Below are 20688 nucleotides of genomic sequence, written 5' to 3' on the forward strand. Positions count from 1 at the left end.
CCGTCCCGCGAAAGCCAGAATCCCGCGACCCCTGTGGATAACGTTATCCACAGGCCGGCTCCGGCATTCGCGCTTTGTCCGGGCCATCAGGTTGCATGGGGGCATGACCAACGCAGACCGCGCAGCTCTCCGGGCCTCGGCCGACTCCGTCCTCGCCCGCCTTGTCGGTGACGCCACCGGCGCTGCCCGCCTGCGCGAGGACCAATGGCGGGCCATCGAAGCGCTCGTCGCCGACAAACGCAGAGCGCTGGTCGTGCAGCGGACGGGCTGGGGCAAGTCCGCGGTGTATTTCGTCGCGACGTCCCTGCTCCGCGCCCGGGGCAGCGGACCGACGGTGATCGTCTCCCCGCTGCTCGCGCTCATGCGCAACCAGGTGGAGGCGGCCGCTCGCGCGGGAATCAGCGCGCGCACGATCAATTCGTCCAACTCCGAGGAGTGGGAGACGATTCAGGCCGAGGTGAGCGCCGGCGACGTCGATGTGCTGCTGGTCAGTCCGGAGCGGCTCAACAATCCCGATTTCCGCGACCAGGTCCTGCCCGCCCTGTCGGCGGCCACCGGTCTGCTGGTGGTGGACGAGGCCCACTGCATCTCCGACTGGGGCCACGACTTCCGCCCCGACTACCGACGGCTGCGCACGATGCTCGCCGAGCTGCCGTCCGGCGTTCCGGTGCTGGCCACCACGGCCACGGCGAACGCGCGAGTGACGGCCGATGTCGCCGAGCAGTTGGGCACGGGGGCGGGGACGGACGCGCTCGTGCTGCGCGGGGCGCTGGACAGGGAGAGTCTGAGTCTCAATGTGCTCAGGCTGCCGGACGCCGCGCACCGGCTGGCCTGGCTGGCCGATCATCTGGTCGAGCTTCCCGGCTCCGGGATCATCTACACCCTGACGGTCGCGGCGGCCGAGGAAGTCACCGCCTATCTGCGCCAGTGCGGCCACACGGTCACGTCGTACACGGGCCGTACGGAGAACGCGGACCGGCAGCAGGCCGAGGAGGACCTTCTCGCCAATCGCGTCAAGGCACTGGTGGCCACGTCCGCGCTGGGCATGGGGTTCGACAAGCCCGACCTCGGATTCGTCGTCCACCTCGGCTCCCCCTCCTCCCCCATCGCCTACTACCAGCAGGTGGGCCGTGCGGGGCGCGGAGTGGAGCATGCCGAGGTGCTGCTGCTCCCCGGCAAGGAGGACGAGGCCATCTGGCAGTACTTCGCGTCGGTCGCCTTCCCGCCCGAGGAGCTTGTGCGGCGCACGCTCGACGTCCTGGCGCACGCGGACCGGCCCCTGTCGCTGCCCGCTCTCGAACCGCTGGTCGAGCTGCGGCGCACACGGCTGGAGACGATGCTCAAGGTGCTCGACGTGGACGGCGCGGTGCACCGGGTCAAGGGCGGGTGGACCAGCACCGGACAGCCCTGGGTGTACGACGCGCAGCGGTACGCGTGGGTGGCGCGCCAGCGGCAGACCGAGCAGCAGGCCATGCGGGACTACGCGACGACGACGGCGTGCCGGATGGAGTTCCTGCGGCTCCAGTTGGACGACGAGGAGGCCGCGCCGTGCGGACGGTGCGACAACTGCGCGGGGGCGCGGTTGACGGACAAGGTCTCCGGCGGCGCCCTGGACGCCGCCCGGGGCGAGTTGGGCAGGCCCGGAGTGGACGTGGAGCCGCGCAAGATGTGGCCGACCGGGCTGACCGCCGTGGGTGTCGACCTGAGGGGCCGCGTTCCCGCCGGTGAGCGGAGTTTCCCGGGCCGGGCACTCGGCCGGCTCTCGGACATCGGGTGGGGCAACAGGCTGCGCCCGATGCTCGCGCCCCAGTCGCCGGACGGCCCCGTTCCCGGCGATGTGGTGGACGCCGTGGTGAGCGTCCTCGCCGACTGGGCCAAGGGGCCCGGCGGTTGGGCGTCGGGGCTGGACGACGCGCCACCGCGCCCGGTGGGCGTGGTGACCGTCGCCTCGCGGAGCAAGCCGCAGCTCGTGGGGTCACTCGGCAGCCGGATCTCCGAGGTGGGCCGGATGCCGCTGCTGGGCACGGTCGAGTACGCGCCGGGCGCACAGGAGACGCGTATCTCCCGTACCAACAGCGCCCAGCGAGTGAGGGCGCTGCACGAGGCGTTCACCGTGTCACCGGAGTTGGCCGAGGCCCTGACCTCGGCGGCGGGTCCCGTCCTGCTCGTCGATGATCTCTCGGACACCGGCTGGACATTGGCCGTGGCCACGCGACTGCTGCGCAGGGCCGGCGCTGAGGGGGTGTTCCCGCTGGTCCTCGCCGTTCAGACGTGACCACGTATCAGAGGGGCCCTGGATGGGCAGGGTTAAGGCAGGGATATGAGCGCCATTACCGCCCATTGCGGACAGCGGCGCCAATTGCTCGTTGCCGCCCGCCGAAGTGCCCGCAAGAATTGGAGACGCCCCCCGCACGGTCGGACCGTTCGCGGTCCGGACGGACCGTGCCGCGGCGCGCCTCACCCGACCCTGCCCGCACTGTGGGCGCGTATGCGAAGGGAGGAACGTGACCTTCGGATTCGCTCCGTCCGCGGCCTCATCGATCACGACAGCCGACTCCGTCACCCGCCTCGCCAGGATGCTCGAGCCCGCCGAATGGGCGGCGGCCGGCATACCCCTGCTCCGCAACCCCCGCGAGGTCGTCAGCGGTCTGCACTCCCGGCACCGGCCGACCCCGGCGACCGCCGTCGTCGCCGTCCTCGATCATGAGGAACGTCTCGCCGCCAGCGCCTCGTTCGCCCCGCGTAAGGCGCCGGTCGACGGCTGGGAGTTCCGCAACGCCCTGCTGGCGCACCTGCGCCGGGTCATCCCGCACGATCTGCGCCGCCGCACCCCGGTGCGCACCGCCGTACTCCTCTACTGCCGCGACGGCGACGAGCGTTGGACGGAGGAGGACGGGGCCTGGATGTGGGGTCTGCGGGACGCCTGCACCCTGCACGGCCTGCGCTGCGGCGCGTACATCACGCTGACGCGTGGCGGCTGGCAGGTGCTGGGCGAGGGCCGGGGCGGACGCCGGCCCAACTCCCTGTCGGCGCCGGAAGGTCTCGCCGAGGCGGTGGCCGACTCCGCCCCCTCGCCGTCGCGTTCCGGGGGCGGTGCGGTGGAGGCGTTGCGGCGCGTGGCGGCCCGCTGACCGGTCGCGTCCACGGGTTTCGGGTCCGGCCGCCCGGGAGGGCAGCCGGGTCCGGGGCGGTGCGGGTCAGCGGCCCCCTTACCGGCCCCCTGCCTTACGCGCGCCGGGCGACGCCAACGCCCGGGACCGCGCCCGTCGGCCGGCGCCCGTTCCGGGGCGCGTACGGCGTGGAGGACGCCGTACGCGCCCGGCGCACCGACACCGGCCGCCGGGCCGACGCGGACCACGCGGCTCGGCGCCATCACAGCCGTGCCGCGCGCCCCGGTGAAGTCCGGGTCAGACGCCCGCGCCGAGCACGGAGTTGACCCGCTGCGGGTCACCGCACACGACGAGCAGCGCGACGGCCCGCTCCCGCGCGGTCGGCAGTACCCGCGCGACGGTGCCGTCGTCACCGCCGTTGAGCGCGACGACGACCACGGGCCGCGCCTTCGCGCGGTCCACGGCCGAGGCGTCCGCGAAGAACACGTCCTCGCCGGTGTCGTGCTGGTCCCAGTAGGACTTCTCGCCGAACGACAGCTCGTGCGTGGCCCACGGGTGCTGTTCGCCCGTGGTGAGCACGAGGATGTCGCCCGGCGCGCGACCGGAGTCGAGCAGCAGGTCGACGGCCTCCTCGGCGGCGTCCAGCGCGCCGTCCACCGAGGCGGGGATCAACTGGATCTGAGGTGCGGACGGTGCGGACGGGGTCTCCCGCGGGACGGCGGCGGGCCGTTCGGCGGGGACCTGCGAGCGCTCCGGCGGCGCGGGCCTCGCGGGACCGCGGCCCGGATGTCCGGGACGCGGTGTGGCCGCGGACCGCGGCCCGGGAACGGGACGCGGACCGGGTACGGGACGGGGGGTCGACGCGGTGCGGCCGGTGGCCGGAGTGGCGCGGGGACCCTGGGCGCTCTCGTGAATCTGAGGCTCCTCGGGAGTGAGAGGCATGAGTGGATGTCTATCAAACGCCGGCGCGCAAGTCACCGGTGGGTGGGCACATCTGTGCCCATTCGTTGCGTTTGCCGAGTACGGCCGGGGCGGTGCATGGGCCGTATCCATCAGAAACCGGACAGTCCGGTCACGTCAGGTGGTTCGGGTCAGAAGTCGAAGCCGAGCTGGCCCTCGCTCTCCAGCAGCTCCGCCTCGGCGGAGATACGGACCTTCTTGAGATGGCGCCACCGGGGCAGCGCGTCGAGATAGGCCCACGACAGCCGGTGGTGCGAGGTCGGCCCCCGCTCCGCCAGCGCCGCCTTGTGCACCGGCGAGGGATATCCGGCGTTGTCGTGGAAGGCGAAGCCGTCGCATTCCTCGGACGTGGCGCCCAGTTCGGCCATCATCGCGTCCCTGCGCACCTTGGCGAGCACCGAGGCGGCGGCCACCGAGACACAGGAGATGTCGCCCTTGATGACCGTCCGGACCCGCCAGGGCTTGCCGAGGTAGTCGTGTTTGCCGTCGAGGATCACGGCGTCGGGCCGCACCGGGAGCGCGTCCAGGGCGCGTTCGGCGGCGAGCCGAAGCGCCGCGGTCATCCCGTGGTCGTCGATCTCCTGAGGCGAGGCATGCCCGATGGCGTGCGAGGTCACCCACGACTGAAGCTCCAGCGCCATGTCCGCACGGCGTTTGGGGGTGATCAGCTTGGAGTCGGTGAGTCCGACGGGGGCTCGGCGCAGACCCGTGACGGCCGCGCAGACGGTCACCGGTCCCGCCCACGCTCCGCGGCCGACCTCGTCGACACCAGCGATGATCTTGGCACCGGTGATGGCGCGGAGCGATCGCTCCACGGCGTGGGTGGGTGGTTCGTACGGCATGGCGTTAGCCAGGTTACGCCGCCGCTCCCCCGCGCGACACCCCGGGTTCCCCCGGCCGTACGCCACCGAAGGCGCCGCCGGTCCGCGCCGCGCGCCGTACCCCTCAACACGCCCTCGGCGCACGGCCGTACGGGACCTGCCCAGGGCGCACGAGGCGCCCCGGGCAATCCGTCACCGCACCGCCACCCCCCTGTTGGGGCGGCGGTGGATCACTTCGTGCGGTAGGCGTCGATGATTGTCTGGGAGAAGGAGTTCCCGTTGCGGTCCTTGACGTCGGCCCGGAAGGAGACCGAGCCGCCGGCCGCCGGGTTGTTCACCGTTACCGCGCCCTTGTGCGTGGCGAGTGGGCGCCACTTCCTGCCGCCGTCGTAGGAGACGGACACTTTCAGCGACGCGAGGCCGTGGCCGGCCGCCGAGCCCTGGACGGTGACCGGCACGGACTGACCGACGCCCGCGGCGGCCGTGGAGTCGAGGGCGAGTTCGGGCGTGTAGCGGACGACGCTCGTCGGGACGGCGACGGCCTTCGCCGTGCGGGACGAGGTGAACTCGGCCTGCCAGGTGACGGTCGAGCTGACCGACGAGACGCCGGACGCGGCCCGGCCCACGGTGGTCACCAGGCGGTACCGCGCCTTGTCCGCGGGCAGTTGGAAGCCGGCGGTGTCCAGGACGTCGTCGACGGTCGCGTACTCCTTGCCGTCGCGGTAGAGCGTGGTGGACGCCGATTGGGTGTCGTACAGGCTTCCGCCGCTGTGGGCCGCGCCGTCGGCGAAGGGCCTGATCGTGCCGGTCAGTGTGTCGCCGTCCCGCGTGAGCCCTTGGCCCTTGGCGAGCGCCGGGCCGAACACCCCGGTGTTGACGGTCTCGGTGCGGCTCTCACCCGCGCGGTACATTCCGGCCGGAATTCCGTACTCGGCCTGGACCGTGTTCGAGTCGGCCGCGACCTGCTGGGAGCGCTCCTCCCAGCGGTAGCCTCCCTGGACGTAGATCGTCCTCGTGTTCGGCAGGTCGGTGTAGAAGCCGACCGCCCCCGCCGGGATGTCCGGTGCGGCGGTCCAGTTCAGCCCCAGCGCCCCGGTGATCGAAGCACCCTGCCGTACGGTCAGCCTGGCCAGGTCCGACGAGGTCACGTGCTGCGTGTGACCGGTGTAGAAGGCGTCCTTCAGGGTGTCCGCGAGGTGGTACTCGGTGTCGCCGTTGGACCAGTGCGACGCGAAGTACGAGGTGAGTTCGCCGGCCGGCACCGGGTCACCGATCTGGGCGGTGCGGGTGTTGCCCGGATTCGCCCCCAGCCCCATGGCGTTGATCGTCTCGGCTCCGTTCGCCTTCACCGCGTTGATCATGAAGGAGGAGTAGCCCTTGGCGTTCGGGTCCGGCAATGACACGTCGATCGGCTTCGCCTGCCGGGCGTCGATCTCGATGGTCATGTCGTGGTCGACCGTCACCTTCGGGGCGACGAGGTAGTCCACGCCCAGTCCACCGGTGCCGCCCCGCGCGAAGGTCTTGCCGACGGCCGTGTAGTCGCCGGCGGGCAGGCGGACCGTGGCGGTGCCGTCGTCCCCTCTGACCAGCTCGTAGTTGTCGTTGCCGATGCCGGTCAGCGTGGCGGCCCAGTCTTGGAAGCCGGGCGTCGAGCCGTCGCGGCCGGTGGCTTTGAATGTGACGTCGTAGGACTCAGCCGCGCGGTCGACGCCCCCGACGCTGCGGACACTCTGGCCGTCACCGGTCGCCGTGACCGTAAGGCTGAAGGCGCCCGCGACGTCACCGCCGACGCGGGTGTCGGCGGTGACGCCGACGTCGGCCGTTGCGCCGGCGGGGACGGTGATCCGCTGGGCGCTGAGGGCGAACAGGCCCTCGGGGGCGGCGGCTCCCGCCGAGTCGGCGCCCACGGCGGACAGGTCGAGCGTCACCGCCTGGTCGCCGTCGTTCCGGTAGGTGACCGTCCTGGTCACCGGCTCGTCGTCGGTGTGCGGCCACAGCACACGGCCGAAGTTCAGCGAAACGGGCTCCGCCACCACGCTCTGGGCCGTCGCGCGGGTCAGGTCGACCCGGCCACTGCCCTGCTCGAACGGGCTGTACGCGCCGGGTTCGGCGGAACCGACCAGCGCGGACTTGATCTGCGGGCCGGTCCAGTCCGGATGCTTCTGGGCGAGCAGGGCCGCCGCGCCGGCGACATGCGGAGTGGCCATGGAGGTGCCGCTCATCGTCACGTACCCGGGGGCGGGATGCGGGAGTTCCGGCCGGGTGCCGGCGGCCGACGCCGCCGTGATGTCCACGCCGGGCGCGGTCACATCGGGCTTGACGCCACCGTCCTCCAGGCGCGGGCCCCGGGAGGAGAACGACGCGAGCGCGTCCTTCTTGTCGACGGCGCCCACGGTCAGCGCGGACTCGGCGACGCCGGGGGAACCGACGGTGGTGTCGCCAGGGCCGGAGTTGCCCGCGGCGACGACGAACAGCGCCCGGTCGGACAGCGAGTTGACGGCTTCTTCGAGCGGGTCGACGCCCAGCTCGTCCGGCGCGCCGAGGGACATGCTCACGATGTCGGCGCCCTGCTCGACCGCCCACTCCATGGCCGCGATGATGTCGGAGTTGAGGCCGGAACCGGCGGTGTTGAGCACCTTGCCGACGACCAGGTCGGCCCCCGGAGCCACACCCTTGTACGCGCCCCCGGACGCCGCGCCGCTCCCCGCCACGGTGGAGGCCACGTGCGTGCCGTGCCCGTTGTGGTCCTGGACGTCCGCCTCGGCCGTGAAGTTGCGCTGGGCGACGACCTTGCCGCCCACGTCGGCGTGGTTGCTGTCGATGCCGGTGTCGAGGACGGCGACCTTCACGCCCGCCCCGTCGTAGCCCGCTTCCCATACGCCCGGTGCGCCGATCTGCGGCACGCTCACGTCCAGCGAGGCCGTCGCCACGCCGTCGAGACCGATGGAGGCGACGCCCGGGGCCAGTTCACTCACTCCGCCCGACGTGTCGGTGAGCGAGGACCATGCCCCGGCCGCCTCCTTCGCCCGCAGGACGAGCGCCTCGCCGTCCACCGCGTCGAGATCCTGGACGGATGTGCTGGTCTTCGCGTGCAGTCGCGACCGCGCGGGCGGGTTCTTCGCGGCGTACTTGACGATGACCGGTGTCCCGTCGCCCGCCAGGGCGTCGTACTCGGGACGGCTCAACTCGGCCGCGTCGAACAGCGACAGGTCCAGGCGCCCCTCGGCGATCAGCGGTTCGACGTCCGAGGGGATCACATAGGTGTGCCCGCCGGTCTCACTGATCTGTACGGGTACCGAGGTCCGGCCCTCGGCGGGCGCCATTCCGACAACGTTGCCATCTTGGTCCAGCAGCACCTGGTCACCGGTGATCAGAGCGACCTTCCGGACCGCGGTCGCCGCGTCCGATGCCGCCGTACTCGCGGTGTCCGCAGTGTCCGCGGCGGCCGCGGCGGCCGACGGGGCGTTGGCGAGCCCTCCTGTCAGCCCCGCCACGAGCGTGACGGCCGCGGCTATCGCCACCGCTCCAGGTCGGATGCGTCTTGTTCTCAACACTGTCGCCCCTGTCTGAATGCCTGGTATCAGAAGATGATCAATCAGCGCCCGAGCGACAGCCTGTCCCTCGTGTTGAGACCATGTCAATGGCGCCTGGGCGAGCTGCCGGGGCGCCGGGGCCACGAAGTGCTGACGCGGGGCATCTCGGCCGCGTTCATGGCCGCTGTGGGCATGGTGGTCCTGGCACTGCTGACGGCGACGCTGGTGGTACGTGTGCGCAAGAGCGACCTTGAAGCGCTCAGCGGCAAGGCGGGGGCCGCGGGGCCCGGTGGCGTAGCCGCGTACGGGACGTCCCGCGGGGGAGGACGTCCCGTACGCCGTACTAGTAGGAGTCGCGCTCGCCGCCCGAGTCGTTCGCCGAGCTCATCGTGGAGCACTCCTCCCACTGAGGATCGATCGGCCGCTTGTCGAGGATGTCCCTTGCCCGCGACTCGCCCCAACTGGTCGCGTACCACGGCTCGTCCGCGCCTCCCAGGTCCCGCTCGATACCCTCCAGCGCGCAGGAGCGCAGCGGCTCGGGGAGTGTGTCGAGCGCCGGTACGGCGTCGGCGGAGAGCTGTTGGAAGTAGTTGATGTCGATCTTGTCGGAGGTCCGGTAGCGCTCGACGTTCCGCTCGGCGACGACCGCGTCCGGCGAGATCAGACCGAAGATCAGGACGCCCGCCGCACCGCTGACGGCGACGGCGCGCGGCAGCCAGCGCCCGCCGAAGGCGCCGGCGGCCATGATCAGGACGATCACGAGCCCGAGCCACAGCTCCATCGCCGCCACCGAGACGCGCAGCCGCGTCAGCCCGTACGCGTCGACGTACAGGTCCATGCGGCGCAGCGCGGACGCGACGACGACCAGCGTGAGCGCGCACAGAACGCCGAGCACGGCGTTGACGAGCGCGCGGTCACGGGCCCCGTCGCGCGGTGCCCAGCGGCGCGCGAGACCGATCACGACCAGGGTGAGAAGGGTGGCGCCGAGCAGTTGCCAGAAACCCTGTGTGGCGTATTCGGAGTAGGTGAGGCCGGTCTCGCTCAGGACCTTGTCGTAGCCGCCGAACAGCACGGTGAGCTGCACGCCGATGAACACGGCGAAGAGCAGGTTGAGCACGATCAGCGGCATCGCCCACTCGGCCCGGCCACGTGCGGCCCCGGGCCGCACGGTGATCCGGTCCCAGAGCAGCGGCGCCGCCGCCGTGTGCGCGGCGGCGAGCGCCCCGAGGACGCCCAGGACGAACAGCAGCGTGCGCCACGGTCCGTCGGCGACCGAGACGTCGGGCGTCAGCCCGCCGAGCAGATCGGCGAAGGCGGCGTCGGCGCTCGCGAAGAGCGTGCCGAACACGATCAGCAGTACGACGGCGACCGCCACCGTACGGACGACGGGTGCCCACCGGCCGCGCGAACTCTCGGCGCGCTCGCGCACGCCCTTCACGCCCCAGAACAGGCCCGTGCCGAGCGAGCCGAACAGCCCCAACGGGCCGAGGATGACGCCGAGCCAGGTGCGGCAGCCGTGCAGGGCGAGCGATCCGAGCGCGAGCGCGGACGTCACGGCGACGAACGTCGGCCAGCCCGCGTCGCGCAGGGCGGGGACGGAGAGCAGCGCGACGCCGCCGACGGCCCAGACCAGGGTCCACGGGCGGGGGCGCCGTCCGGCCTCGCGCGCGGCGAAGTACGCGGCGAGCGCGGCGGGCACGGTCACGATCAGCAGGTTGAGCCCGAGCCCGTCGCCGAGCAGCAGTCCGCTGAGCAGACCGGTGACGAGGACGCACCACAGGGTGGCGACGCGGATGCGGGCGGGTTCGTCGGCGCTGATCTCGCCGATCCAGACGGGCGGTTCGTGCCGGGTCGGCTGCCACTGCTGCCAGTTGGTCGGCTGCGTCGGTTGTGCGGGATGGGCGGGATGCGCGGGACGCGTCTGCTGCGGTCGGCGTCCGGTGTGCGTCGGTACGGGGCCGCGGGGCGCGGCCCGCGTCGGCGTCGGTGTTCCGGCGCGCGCCGGGGCACCGGTGTGTGCGGGTACGTCCTTGTCCGCGGCGGCTTCGCGCGAGCGCGCCGTCTTCTGTGACTCCTGCGACGGCGACTGCGGCTGCGGCTGCGGTTGCGACTGCGACTGCGGCGACTCGTGTGACTCTCGTGACCGCTGCTCCTGCGACCGCTCCCGCTTGCGCGGCGTACCTGACTGCGGCTCCCCAGCCGTGGCCGGATCCGGCGCTTCACTCGAATTCGACGGTATGTCTGACACTGGCCCCCCTCACCGCCCGGCGCCATGCGCACGGCGACAGGGTCGGCGCGTGGATCCCGGGCTCACGTAGGCGCACGCCTGTCGGTGATCAACGAGGCGGCATGGCCCGAGGCTAGCGTCAGGCGGCGGAGCCGCTACTTCCGGAGCGAGTCTGTGGCGGGACCGTGACAGTAACGGCGGGCGCGCCTCCTACAGAGGGCGCGCACTGCGAGGAACGCCTCTCGGGGGGAGCCCCGAGACGCCCTCTTCAGGAGGACGACGTTTTCACCGTGGTCCGGCCGGCAGCCAGTCGGGCAGTGCTTCCGTCTGCTCCACCCATCGCGCCGGTGGCGCGCCGGCGCTCACCGCGGCCACCACTCCCCCGACGATGGCGCAGTTGGTGTCGACGTCGCCGCCCACCTGCGCCGTGGTCCAGAAGGCCCGCTCGAAGTCGCCGAGCGCACGGGCCGCCGACCAGAGCGCGAACGGGACGGTGTCGTGCGCCGTCGTACGCCGTCCGCTGCCGAGCACCGCGGCGACCGTGCCGGCGTCGTCGTAGTCGAGCATGTCCCGTGCCCGGCGCAGCCCGACTCCCACGGCGCTGCGGGGCACGAGCGCGATGACACCGTCGAGCAGGTCCTGCGGGGTGGGCGGTCCGGCGGCGCCGGCGGCGATGGCGGTCGCGGCGGCCACCGCCATCGCACCCGCCACGGCCTCGCGGTGCTGATGCGTCGTGTACGCGGAGATCTCCGCCTGGTGCGTGGCCTGCTCGGGGTCGTCGGCGTACCAGGCACCGAGCGGTGCTATGCGCATGGCGGCGCCGTTGCCCCAGGAGCCCTGCCCGTTGAAGAGTCCGGCGGCCAGCTCCCGCCAGTCGCCACCCTCCCTGACCAGCCGCAGCATGCGGTTCACGGCGGGGCCGTAACCGCGGTCGAAGTCGTGGTGCGTGGCGAAGGAGTGGGCGAGCGCGTCCTGGTCGACGCGTCCGTGAACGGCGAGGACGGCCAGGACCGAGGTGGCCATCTCGGCGTCGTCCGTCCACTGCCACGGGCCGGGCGGCAGTTCGCACCGCTGCAGCAGCGGATAGTTCACGGGGACGAAGAACTGTGAGCCGAGCGCGTCCCCGACGGACAGGCCGCGCAGGCTGGCCAGGGCGCGGCGGAAGCGCGGATCGGACGGAGGAGGGTCGAGCGGAGGAGGTGTGGTGTCAACGGTCATCGCCCCTTCACTCTAACCGGTGGGGCCGTACGGCTCCGGGGTCCGCCAGCGCTCGAACGGCCGGTCCAGGGTGTAGCGCCCGTCCGCACCGAGCAGCAGCGTCCGAGACTCCCCGTTGCGGGGGTTGGACAGCGACTCGAACTCGGCGACGGTCCAGTGGAACCAGCGCATACAGAACAGCCGCATGGTCAGCCCGTGGGTGATCAGCAGCACGTTCGCGGGAGGGTCCGTCTCCTCGAAGCTCCGGTGCAGACTCTCCAGGAAGGCGCCGACCCGGTCGTACACGTCGGCACCGGACTCGCCCTGGGCGAAGCGGTAGAAGAAGTGCCCGTAGGCGTCGCGGTACGACTTCTGGAGCCGTACGTCCTCCGGGTCCTGCCAGTTGCCCCAGTCCTGTTCGCGCAGCCGGGGCTCCTCGCGCACCCGGACCAGCTCCGGGTCGAGGCCGAAGGCGCGCAAGGTCTGATGGGTGCGGCGGTACGGCGACACGTACACGCTGACCCGCTCACGGCCGAACACCTCGCGCAGCCGCGCCCCTGTCTCCTCGGCCTGGAGCCATCCGGTCTCGGTGAGGCCCAGGGCGTGGTCGGGCTCACGTTCGTACACCGTGTCGTCGGCGTTGCCCTCCGACTCGCCGTGCCGGACTAGGACGATGCGTCGCGGTCTCACCATGGGTCGACACTAGATCGCGCGGCCGCCGGCCGGGCGGCGGCCCCCGCCACACCGGCCGTGACCGCGTCGGCGTCACACCGTCCACGTCGGTTCGAGCTGGACCACGTCGCCCGCCAGCGCCGCGACGTCCGCGGCGGTCTGCGCGCGCAGCGTCAGCCGTTCCACGCGCTCGATGCGGTACTTGCCGTGCTCGGCCGCCGACTGCCACATCGACAGGACCAGGAACTCGTTGCCCGGCGCGTCCCCGAACAGCCCGCGCACCATCCCCGGTGAGCCGGCCATCGCCGGATTCCACACCTTCTCCTGCATCAGCGCGAAGTGCTCGACGCGGTCCTCGTGCACCTTGCAGTGCGCGATCCGGACCACGTCGGCGTCCGTGAACCTCGGCTCGAAACCCGTCTTCACATCGAAGCGGTAGTCGAAAAGCTTGGCCTGGGAGTCCCGGAACGTGCCCGACTGCGCGGCGGCCAGCCGGTCGTGGGAGCGCGCCATGAAGGAGTCGTAGAAGGCCCGGCTCTCCCAGAAGGCGAAGACGTGCGCCACGCCGGGCCGGCCTCTGCTCCACCCCCCGCCCTGTCCCCGGAATCCCGGCTCACCGAGCAGCCCCGCCCATTTCCGCTGCCCCCGTTCGAAACCACGTCGGTCCGTCACCGTGCAGCGAATCCACTTGACCAGCACCGCGCCATCGTACGGGGCCGAACGTGGCCCACGTCACGCTCCGGGCGGCCCGCCCGGCGCCGCACAATGATCGGCATGACAGCCTTGCACGCCAACCCGCTGTTCACCCGTCTGGAGTCCGCCGAGAGCGTGCTCGTGGCCGGCGCGGGCGGCGGATTCGACATCTACGCGGGGCTGCCGGTGGCCCTGTCCCTCCTCCACCAGGGAAAGCGCGTCCAGCTCGCCAACCTCTCGTTCAGCGCGGTCGAAGGGCTCCCGCCGGAGAGCCGGCTCGCACCCGACGTCGCCGCCGTCACACCGGACACGGCCCCGCACCAGGCGTACTTCCCCGAGCGGACACTCGCCCAGTGGCTGGCTCTGCACCGGTATCCGAGCACGGTGCACGCGTTCGGCCGCGTCGGTGTGCGGCCGCTGCGCGCCGCCTACCGGGCGCTGATCGAGAAGTTCGACATCGACGCCGTGGTGCTGGTCGACGGCGGTACGGACATCCTCATGCGCGGCGACGAGTCGGGCCTCGGGACGCCGGAGGAGGACCTGACCAGCGTCGCGGCGCTGGCCGGGATCGACGGGCCCGAGCGGCTGATCGTCTCGGTGGGCTTCGGGGTCGACGCGTACCACGGGGTGAGCCATGGGCTCGTACTGGAGAACATCGCCGCGCTCGAACGGGACGGCGCGTATCTCGGCGCGTTCTCGGTGCCCCGTTCGACGCGCGAGGGCGCGCTGTTCGTCGACGCGGTGGCGCACGCGCAGGAGTGCACGCCGGACCACCCGAGCATCGTGAACGGATCGATAGCGGCGGCGGTCCAGGGCGCTTTCGGAGACGTCCGGTTCACCTCCCGCACCCGGGGCAGCGAACTGTTCGTCAATCCACTGATGTCGCTGTGCTTCGCCTTCGAGCTGACGGGCGTCGCACGCCGTTGCCTGTATCTCGACCGGATCGAGGACACCCATCTGATCCGGCAGGTGAGCAGCGCCATCGAGATCTTCCGTGAGGAGGTCCGCACGAGGGCGCCGCGCCGGATCCCGCACTGAGACGGGACCTGGTGGGCCTCACTCGCGGCGCCCCGTGGCCAAGTGGCCTCAACTCGACCGTACGGGGGGTGTGTTGTCGGTCTCACGGACTAGCCTTGTACCCGGCAGTTGATTTGGGCGTACGGAGGGGATGACCGGTGAGCAGCAGTCTCAACAGGGGCGTCGAAAAGGTCGAGGTCACCCTCAAGTGGGATCCGAGCCCGCTGGGCCGGCCGCCGCACGACCTGGACATCGTGGCCGCGACGTACACCTCGGACGCGCCGGGCGACAGGCCGAGCTATCTGGTGCACTTCGACAGCCGCTCACCGGACGGCACGATCATCCTGGAGAGGCAGAGCCGGACGGGCCAGGGATTCGGCTCCGACGAGGTGATGACGCTGGAGCTGGACCGGCTGGGGTCGGACTATGTGCGGGTGATCGTGGGTGTCGTCATCCAGCAGCGCGAGGGCCGGCGGACGTTCGCCGACATTTCGGGTCCGGCCGTCCGCCTCCTCGAGGGCCTGGCCGAGCTGACGTCGAGCGACTTCACCGCCGTCGCGGATGCCACGGCGGCGACGATCGCCGAGTTCACCAGGAACGAGTCGGGGACGTGGGACTTCCGGCCCGCCCTCCGCGGCTTCGACGCGGACCCGCAGGAGTTCACGCAGCAGATGGGCGGTGTGTGACGGCGACCGCGGGGTAGTGGCCCGGATCCCCTCTCACCGGCCTGCGGCACCGCGCCCGTTCAGGCTCTCCGCCGCCGCGGCCAGGCGTAGCCGAGCTGTCGGGCGAACTCCGGTGATCCGCCGCGGACTTCGGCGCTCTCGCGCGGGTCGCTCGCCACAAGCTGCCCGGCGAGTCTTCCGGCCTGCGCCACAGGGTCGTCGTCCGAGACGGGGAGCGTCATGCGGAGCTGCAGCCACGGGCTGCCCTCTCCGATGGCCGAGCGGCCCGGATGGAAGAGGAAGAGGTTGATCCGGTCGGGTTCCCCGAGCCAGGCGGCCACATCGCCGAGTTCACGGTCCCACGGTGCCGGCCGGTCGGCGCGCTCGCCGAGGTCCCGCTCCAACAGCCGGGCGACGGTGCGCGCCCGCCACTCCCAGCGGTGGTCGGCGACGGCCCGCTCGACCTCGGCCCGGTACTCCCGGGCATCGAACCGGAAGTCGGGCAGGTCGACTTCATCCTCGTCGGGGTTGCGCGACGCGCCCCAGATGACGTGCTCGCCGTCGAGCCGGACAGTGACGTAGAGGGCGCCACAGCACCGGAGCGTCGGGACGACCACACGCAGGGTGAGGCAAGGCTTGTCGTCAGTCACCGATCGACTGTCGGACCTGTCGCACCACTCCGTCGCCCCCTTTTCTCAACAGGGGCGTCAGCGCGAGGCTGACGCCCCTGTGATCAGGGACTGTTCGTCACGGACCGCGCCGCCGACCGGCGCGGTCCGGCACGACGGGGCGCGAGGTCAGCTACAGCCGCTCGTCGACCCGCAGCCCTCGCAGATGTAGCAGGAACCGGCCCGCTGCATCTTCGTGCCGCACGAGAAGCACAGCGGTGCGTCGGCGCTGATGCCGAGCTGCATCTCCACCAACTCCGCCGAGGTGTGCGCCTGCTTGGGTGCGGGCGTCTCCCCCACGGGCGGTGTCGTCGCGGTCGGGCTCACCGACTTCAGCGGCTCCACCTGGCGCGGCGCGGACTGCGCCAGGCTCTCCACATCCATGCCGTCCTCGTCGTCCAGGGACGGCTCGTACGAGCCGGTCTCCAGATGACGCTGACGCTCGTCGGCCGAGTGGATACCGAGGGCCGAACGCGTCTCGAACGGGAGGAAGTCGAGCGCGAGGCGCCGGAAGATGTAGTCCACGATCGACTGCGCGAGCCGCACGTCCGGGTCGTCCGTCATACCGGCCGGCTCGAAGCGCATGTTGGTGAACTTCGAGACGTACGTCTCCAGCGGGACGCCGTACTGAAGTCCCACCGACACCGCGATCGAGAAGGCGTCCATCATGCCCGCGAGGGTCGACCCCTGCTTGGACATCTTCAGGAAGACCTCGCCCAGCCCGTCGTCCGGGTAGGAGTTCGCCGTCATGTAACCCTCGGCGCCGCCCACCGTGAAGGACGTCGTGATGCCGGGACGTCCCTTGGGCAGGCGCATCCGGACCGGGCGGTACTCGACGACCTTCTCCACCGCCTGGCGGATCGTGTCCTCGGCCTTCTCGGCGACCTGCTCCTTCTTCTTCGCGGAGAGCGGCTGGCCGACCTTGCAGTTGTCGCGGTAGATCGCCAGGGCCTTGACGCCGAGCTTCCACGCCTTGAAGTAGACCTCTTCGACGTCCTCGACGGTGGCCGTCTCCGGCAGGTTCACCGTCTTGGACAGCGCGCCGGAGATCCACGGCTGGATCGCCGCCATCATCCGTACGTGCCCCATCGCGGAGATGGACCGCTCGCCCATCGCGCAGTCGAAGACCGAGTAGTGCTCGGGCTTCAGGCCGGGCGCGTCGATCACGTTGCCGTTCTCGGCGATGTGGGCGACGACCGCCTCGATCTGCTCCTCCTGGTAGCCCAGGCGGCGCAGGGCCTGCGGCACCGTGCCGTTGACGATCTGCATCGAGCCGCCGCCGACCAGCTTCTTGAACTTGACCAGCGCGAGGTCGGGTTCGAGGCCGGTGGTGTCGCAGGACATCGCGAGACCGATGGTGCCGGTGGGCGCGATGACCGAGGCCTGCGCGTTACGGAAGCCGTTCTTGGCGCCGAGACGGATGACGTCCTGCCAGGCCTCCGTGGCCGCGGCCCAGATCGGACCGTCCAGGTCGTCGACGTGCACGGCCGCGCTGTTGGCGTCCGCGTGCTGCCTCATGACGCGCTGGTGCGGCTCGGCGTTGCGGGCGTAGCCGTCGTACGCGCCGACGACCGCGGCCAGTTCGGCGGAGCGCTTGTACGACGTGCTCGTCATCAGCGAGGTGATGGCGCCGGCGAGCGCGCGCCCGCCGTCACTGTCGTACGCGTGGCCCGTCGCCATCAGCAGGGCGCCGAGGTTGGCGTAGCCGATGCCCAGTTGACGGAAGGCGCGGGTGTTCTCGCCGATCTTCTGCGTCGGGAAGTCGGCGAAGCAGATGGAGATGTCCATCGCCGTGATGACGAGTTCGACGACCTTGGAGAAACGCTCGATCTCGAAGGACTGGTTTCCCTTGTCGTCGTCCTTGAGGAACTTCATGAGGTTCAACGAGGCGAGATTGCACGACGTGTTGTCCAGGTGCATGTACTCGCTGCACGGGTTCGAGCCGTTGATCCGGCCGGATTCCGGGCACGTGTGCCACTGGTTGATGGTGTCGTCGTACTGAATGCCGGGGTCGGCACAGGCCCACGCGGCCTCGGCCATCTTGCGGAAGAGGGACTTCGCCTCGACCTCTTCGATGACATCACCGGTCATACGGGCGCGCAGCCCGAACTTGCCGCCCGATTCGACGGCTTTCATGAACTCGTCGTTCACCCGGACCGAGTTGTTGGCGTTCTGGTACTGGACGGACGTGATGTCGTCGCCGCCCAGGTCCATGTCGAAGCCCGCGTCGCGCAGGGCGCGGATCTTCTCCTCTTCCTTCACCTTGGTCTCGATGAAGTTCTCGATGTCGGGGTGGTCGACGTCGAGGATGACCATCTTGGCCGCGCGGCGTGTGGCACCACCGGACTTGATCGTTCCGGCGGACGCGTCGGCACCGCGCATGAAGGAGACGGGACCCGAGGCGTTGCCGCCCGAGGAGAGAAGCTCCTTGGAAGAACGGATCCGCGAGAGGTTCAGGCCGGCGCCGGAACCGCCCTTGAAGATCATGCCCTCTTCCTTGTACCAGTCGAGGATCGACTCCATGGAGTCGTCGACGGCCAGGATGAAGCAGGCCGAGACCTGCTGGGGCTGGGGCGTGCCGACGTTGAACCACACCGGCGAGTTGAAGCTGAAGACCTGGTGCAGGAGGGCGTACGCCAGCTCGTGCTCGAAGATCTCCGCGTCCGCGGGTGAGGAGAAGTAGGCGTTGTCCTCGCCGGCCTTGCGGTACGTCTTCACGATCCGGTCGATGAGTTGCTTGAGGCTCGTCTCACGCTGTGGCGTGCCGACGGCCCCGCGGAAGTACTTGCTGGTGACGATGTTGACCGCGTTCACCGACCAGAAGCCGGGGAACTCGACGCCACGCTGGTCGAAGTTGACCGAGCCGTCGCGCCAATTGGTCATGACGACGTCCCGGCGCTCCCAGACCACCTCGTCGTACGGATGCACGCCGGGGGTCGTGTGGATTCGCTCGATACGCAGGCCCTTGCCGGACTTGGCTCCCCTGGTGCGGGAACCTCGTGCCGTCGGACCGCTCGCCGTCTCTGTCATGCCGCCTCCCATGTACAGGCGAAAACGCCTTGAAGTGCCACGTTCTTCCCATGGCACAGTGATGTGTCCTATGCCATGCGCGCCGCGCGGGCGCTCGTGGCTGGTCTCGTCGCCGCCGGGCGCCCGATCGCCAGTGATCGGTCGCTGAGCTGTCGCGATAGATCGGTGACCGATCGATGACTCATCGGTCGTCACCGACCGAGAAATCGGTGCCGGTGACCGGTGCCGCTACCGGTGTCCGGTCAGTCGGCCGCGGTGACGGGCTCGGGGACCCCAGGGGTCGCGGGCCCGTCTTCCTCTGTAGGAGGCCGCGTGCGGAGCTCCGCCACGGCGGCCTCGAAGTCCTCGGGCGAGTCGAACGCCCTGTATACGGATGCGAAGCGCAGGTACGCGACGAGGTCGAGTTCCTGCAAGGGGCCGAGTATGGCCAGCCCTACATCGTGGGTGGTCAGTTCGGCGCTGCCGGTGGCGCGCAGCGCCTCCTCGACCCGCTGGCCGAGTTGGGCGAGAGCGTCCTCGGTGACCGGCCGTCCCTGGCATGCCTTGCGGACGCCGGAGATGACCTTCGTACGGCTGAAAGGTTCCGTGACTCCGCTGCGCTTGATCACCATCAGCGAAGCGGTCTCCACCGTCGTGAAACGGCGGGAGCAGTCGGGGCACTGACGGCGGCGTCGGATGGACGTCCCGTCGTCGGTGGTGCGACTGTCGACGACACGGCTGTCGGGGTGCCTGCAGAAGGGACAGTGCACGGCTTCCGACCCTCCTTCACAGCACGACTGAGAAGCCCCGGCAGGCCCTGGACGGGCCCTGCGAAGCGGTCTCCAGCATAGGCGATGGCCTCCGTCAGGAAAGACCCGGGACCACTACTTCTGGGCGACTGAGCCAATCCAACCACTACATGTGGGGATCGCGCACGCTTCGGAGCGGTTGCGCGTGTCGCGGCCGGCGACGGATCGACCGCCGTACGGCGCCTGGCGCGAGCAGGCCCGGCACGAGAGTACGGGAGCCCGGAAGGTGCCGTGATCCCGGGCCGCCCGATGAGACACTGAGCGCCGTCGGCGACCGCCGAAGCGGCGGTGTGGATTACCCCGATGAGCCGTGTACGGGCTCGCGGACGAGCCCTTGACGAGCCGTGCGGAGGGCGCCGAATACGCGTCACATACACCCCTGATATTGCCGCGTCAGCGCTTCCGGGGATTTTCACTCGAACGTGTGTTTGGCGCAACCTTTCGAAAGCAACTACCGTTGTCCAGCTAGGGAGAACATTTCGAGAGGGGCCGACGTGACCACCACCGCAGACAGCGCCACCATTACCGCCCAGGACCGCTCCCAGAGCCGACTCGAGCCGGTGCATGCCATGAATGACGCAGCCACGAATCCGGAGGGCGTAAAGCCCACTCGCTCGCTGCCCGGCCGACCTCCTGGAATCCGGGCGGACAGCTCCGGTCTCACGGACCGGCAGCGGCGGGTCATCGAAGTCATCCGTGACTCCGTGCAGCGGCGCGGATATCCGCCGTCGATGCGCGAGATCGGGCAGGCCGTCGGCCTGTCCAGCACCTCCTCCGTCGCCCATCAGTTGATGGCTCTGGAGCGCAAGGGATTCCTGCGCAGGGATCCGCACCGGCCGAGGGCCTACGAGGTCCGCGGCTCCGACCAGCCGAGCACCCAGCAGACGGACACGACCGGCAAACCCGCGGCGTCGTATGTGCCGTTGATCGGCCGGATCGCGGCGGGCGGGCCGATCCTCGCCGAGGAGTCCGTCGAGGATGTGTTCCCGCTCCCCCGCCAACTGGTGGGCGACGGCGAGCTGTTCGTCCTCAAGGTCGTCGGAGACTCGATGATCGAAGCGGCGATCTGCGACGGCGACTGGGTGACCGTCCGCCGTCAGCCCGTCGCGGAGAACGGCGACATCGTGGCCGCGATGCTGGACGGCGAGGCCACCGTGAAGCGTTTCCGGCGCGAGGACGGCCATGTGTGGCTGCTCCCGCACAACGCGGCCTACCAGCCGATTCCCGGCGACGACGCGACGATCCTCGGCAAGGTCGTGGCGGTCCTTCGGCGGGTGTGAGGGCTCGCCGGCTCAGGCCGGCCCCGG

The 20688-nt window shown here is 70.8% G+C and carries 15 protein-coding genes and 1 pseudogene; 6 read left to right on the top strand and 10 right to left on the bottom strand.

What is annotated here, in order from left to right:
* The first annotated feature begins 103 nt into the window (after nucleotides 1-103).
* Together OG329_RS09020 and OG329_RS09025 are read left to right on the top strand one after the other, a co-directional pair.
* The gene (locus tag OG329_RS09020; RefSeq protein ID WP_405793964.1) at nucleotides 104-2275 is read left to right on the top strand and encodes a RecQ family ATP-dependent DNA helicase; all 2172 of its coding nucleotides are present in this window, start codon (nucleotides 104-106) and stop codon (nucleotides 2273-2275) included.
* Nucleotides 2276-2504: 229 nt separating this feature from the next.
* Complete coding sequence (locus OG329_RS09025) at nucleotides 2505-3131, top strand: hypothetical protein (protein ID WP_405793966.1); 627 nt, start codon at nucleotides 2505-2507, stop codon at nucleotides 3129-3131.
* Nucleotides 3132-3407: 276 nt separating this feature from the next.
* On the opposite strand, the gene OG329_RS09030 is transcribed toward OG329_RS09025, so the two are convergent.
* The 3 genes from OG329_RS09030 to OG329_RS09040 all read right to left on the bottom strand — a co-directional run bounded on the left by OG329_RS09030 (nucleotide 3408) and on the right by OG329_RS09040 (nucleotide 8412).
* A complete protein-coding gene (locus OG329_RS09030; RefSeq protein ID WP_405793968.1) occupies nucleotides 3408-4052 on the bottom strand; it encodes a hypothetical protein in 645 nt (214 codons plus the stop codon).
* A gap of 149 nt (nucleotides 4053-4201) precedes the next feature.
* Nucleotides 4202-4912, bottom strand: coding sequence for a ribonuclease HII (locus OG329_RS09035; protein WP_405793970.1), 711 nt, complete (start codon nucleotides 4910-4912; stop codon nucleotides 4202-4204).
* 209 nt (nucleotides 4913-5121) lie between these two features.
* Nucleotides 5122-8412 (bottom strand): S8 family peptidase, encoded by a 3291-nt coding sequence (locus OG329_RS09040; protein WP_405793972.1) that lies wholly within the window; start codon nucleotides 8410-8412, stop codon nucleotides 5122-5124.
* Nucleotides 8413-8544: 132 nt separating this feature from the next.
* Here OG329_RS09040 and OG329_RS09045 point away from each other — a divergent pair.
* Nucleotides 8545-8715: pseudogene (locus OG329_RS09045) on the top strand (MFS transporter); the annotation flags it as partial.
* Nucleotides 8716-8767: 52 nt separating this feature from the next.
* Here OG329_RS09045 and OG329_RS09050 read toward each other — a convergent pair.
* The 4 genes from OG329_RS09050 to OG329_RS09065 all read right to left on the bottom strand — a co-directional run bounded on the left by OG329_RS09050 (nucleotide 8768) and on the right by OG329_RS09065 (nucleotide 13219).
* Nucleotides 8768-10672 (bottom strand): DUF4153 domain-containing protein, encoded by a 1905-nt coding sequence (locus OG329_RS09050; RefSeq protein WP_405793974.1) that lies wholly within the window; start codon nucleotides 10670-10672, stop codon nucleotides 8768-8770.
* A 264-nt stretch (nucleotides 10673-10936) separates the two neighbouring features.
* Nucleotides 10937-11869, bottom strand: coding sequence for an ADP-ribosylglycohydrolase family protein (locus OG329_RS09055; protein WP_405793976.1), 933 nt, complete (start codon nucleotides 11867-11869; stop codon nucleotides 10937-10939).
* 12 nt (nucleotides 11870-11881) lie between these two features.
* Nucleotides 11882-12541, bottom strand: a complete 660-nt coding sequence (locus OG329_RS09060) for a histidine phosphatase family protein (RefSeq protein ID WP_405793977.1) — start codon at nucleotides 12539-12541, stop codon at nucleotides 11882-11884.
* A 72-nt stretch (nucleotides 12542-12613) separates the two neighbouring features.
* On the bottom strand, nucleotides 12614-13219 hold the full coding sequence (locus OG329_RS09065) for a YdbC family protein (RefSeq protein ID WP_405793979.1): 606 nt from the start codon (nucleotides 13217-13219) through the stop codon (nucleotides 12614-12616).
* A 75-nt stretch (nucleotides 13220-13294) separates the two neighbouring features.
* Between OG329_RS09065 and OG329_RS09070 the strand changes: the two genes are divergently transcribed.
* Both OG329_RS09070 and OG329_RS09075 read left to right on the top strand, forming a co-directional pair.
* Nucleotides 13295-14251, top strand: coding sequence for a DUF1152 domain-containing protein (locus tag OG329_RS09070; protein WP_405793981.1), 957 nt, complete (start codon nucleotides 13295-13297; stop codon nucleotides 14249-14251).
* A gap of 137 nt (nucleotides 14252-14388) precedes the next feature.
* The gene (locus OG329_RS09075) at nucleotides 14389-14916 is read left to right on the top strand and encodes a TerD family protein (protein WP_405793982.1); all 528 of its coding nucleotides are present in this window, start codon (nucleotides 14389-14391) and stop codon (nucleotides 14914-14916) included.
* Between the two features lie 59 nt (nucleotides 14917-14975).
* Here the strand turns inward: OG329_RS09075 and OG329_RS09080 are convergent, their stop codons facing one another.
* The 3 genes from OG329_RS09080 to nrdR all read right to left on the bottom strand — a co-directional run bounded on the left by OG329_RS09080 (nucleotide 14976) and on the right by nrdR (nucleotide 19342).
* Nucleotides 14976-15545, bottom strand: coding sequence for a hypothetical protein (locus OG329_RS09080; protein ID WP_405793984.1), 570 nt, complete (start codon nucleotides 15543-15545; stop codon nucleotides 14976-14978).
* A 147-nt stretch (nucleotides 15546-15692) separates the two neighbouring features.
* Nucleotides 15693-18593, bottom strand: coding sequence for a vitamin B12-dependent ribonucleotide reductase (locus OG329_RS09085; protein WP_405793986.1), 2901 nt, complete (start codon nucleotides 18591-18593; stop codon nucleotides 15693-15695).
* Nucleotides 18594-18835: 242 nt separating this feature from the next.
* Nucleotides 18836-19342 carry a transcriptional regulator NrdR gene (gene nrdR, locus OG329_RS09090; protein WP_405793987.1) on the bottom strand — a complete coding sequence of 169 codons (507 nt, stop codon included), beginning with the start codon at nucleotides 19340-19342 and terminating at the stop codon, nucleotides 18836-18838.
* A gap of 533 nt (nucleotides 19343-19875) precedes the next feature.
* On the opposite strand from nrdR, the gene lexA reads away from it, so the two are divergent.
* The gene (lexA, locus tag OG329_RS09095) at nucleotides 19876-20661 is read left to right on the top strand and encodes a transcriptional repressor LexA (RefSeq protein ID WP_355187464.1); all 786 of its coding nucleotides are present in this window, start codon (nucleotides 19876-19878) and stop codon (nucleotides 20659-20661) included.
* The last annotated feature ends 27 nt before the right edge of the window (nucleotides 20662-20688 follow it).

Origin of the sequence: Streptomyces sp. NBC_01506, assembly GCF_045040295.1 — a bacterium.
Lineage (GTDB): Bacteria > Actinomycetota > Actinomycetes > Streptomycetales > Streptomycetaceae > Streptomyces.